General features: G+C 63.7%; 2 protein-coding genes. One reads left to right on the top strand and one right to left on the bottom strand.

Features of this window, described 5'->3' with window-relative positions:
* The first annotated feature begins 314 nt into the window (after positions 1-314).
* The gene (locus MKK82_RS12650; RefSeq protein ID WP_243985914.1) at positions 315-533 is read left to right on the top strand and encodes a hypothetical protein; all 219 of its coding nucleotides are present in this window, start codon (positions 315-317) and stop codon (positions 531-533) included.
* Positions 534-572: 39 nt separating this feature from the next.
* Here MKK82_RS12650 and MKK82_RS12645 read toward each other — a convergent pair.
* Positions 573-798 (bottom strand): hypothetical protein (locus MKK82_RS12645; RefSeq protein WP_243985913.1); only part of this gene is annotated, 226 nt, incomplete at its 5' end.

Raw genomic sequence — 798 nt, 5'->3', positions numbered from 1 at the left:
TGAAGAACGGCCGCGTCATCGACATCGACAAGGATCCGACCGCCTACTCGCGCGTCGCCGCGATCAACGCCGGTGGCCTCGTCCGCACCACGACCTCGGACGGCGTCTCCCAGATCCGCGTCCGCGTTCAGCGCGACTTCTAATTCCCCAATCGAGGTCGAGACTCTCCAAAGCTTCGATCTTGATGTCCCCGTGCAACGGGACCCTAACTGCCCGGCCGAAAGGCCGGGCTTTTTGTTGCGCTGGTGCCGGCATAGCTCTTCGGCAGGGCCAAAGAGATCTCCAGCGTCGGCGACCTGCGCCGGAAGTCCAAGGTGACGGACGACGAGGTCCAGACGGCGACGGCTACCTACCTGAAGGACGAGGGCGCCAAGCCGTTCGCATTCAAGTCCGGTCACCGGATCGACGTGGGCAAGGCCATCGACATGCATCTGCAGGCCAAGAAGCTGCTGGCGGATAAGGCCACGACGCTTGGCCTGCGCCGGACCATGGTGAAGACCGCCGATATCATGGGCTTCCCGGTGGAGGGATGAGGCGTTGGCCGACAAGCCCGAAGCCCTGATTTACCCCTATCAAGCCCTCAAAATCATCGAAATGCTTGTCGACGTGGCTGAGGAAACCGACGACCCCATCGCCGCCGACCTGATCCTGCGCGAGATCCGGAACGTGCTGGCCAAGACGATGCCGAAGAAGCCGAGGCGCAGGCGGCGGAAGGCATGACCGAGCCCGACGCGAACCACGAACTCGCCGCCCGTCTGCTGGCCCAACTGGGTGGCTTCATGCTCGGCATCGGCATCG

It is taken from the genome of Methylobacterium sp. E-046, from assembly GCF_022829625.1.
Classification (GTDB): domain Bacteria; phylum Pseudomonadota; class Alphaproteobacteria; order Rhizobiales; family Beijerinckiaceae; genus Methylobacterium; species Methylobacterium longum.
This window is presented reverse-complemented; position numbering and strand designations above follow the sequence as displayed.